General features: G+C 60.4%; 1 protein-coding gene. It reads left to right on the top strand.

The window, feature by feature from the left end:
* Window positions 1-313: relaxase domain-containing protein (locus AC3XQU_RS23530; protein ID WP_489876561.1), on the top strand; the 313-nt coding region annotated here is incomplete at both ends.

Here is a 313-nt window from a genome sequence, read left to right as displayed (position 1 = left end):
GAAATGGGCGGCGAAGAGCATCTATGAAGAGTTCAAGCACCCGGAAACGGGCAAGGAACTCGGTGCCCGTCCGATCAAAGCCCACGCGTCTCCAGATGGTGCGAAAACGCCGATCGGGAACACGGCAAAATCTGAGCGCGAGGCCGTCGCGGGTTTCGACCTGACATTCAGTGTGCCGAAGTCTGTGAGTGTTTTGTGGGCGTTGGCGGAACCGAAGCTGCAGGCTGAACTATATGAGGCCCACAAGCAGGCTGTGGAGGAATCCATGGACTGGGTGGAGCGGAACGTGCTGCAGGCCCGTGCCGGGCACGGC

Source organism: Telluria sp. AZSoR62, from assembly GCF_058111565.1.
Note: the sequence above shows the minus strand (reverse complement) of the source record. Positions and strands in the feature narration are given on the sequence as shown.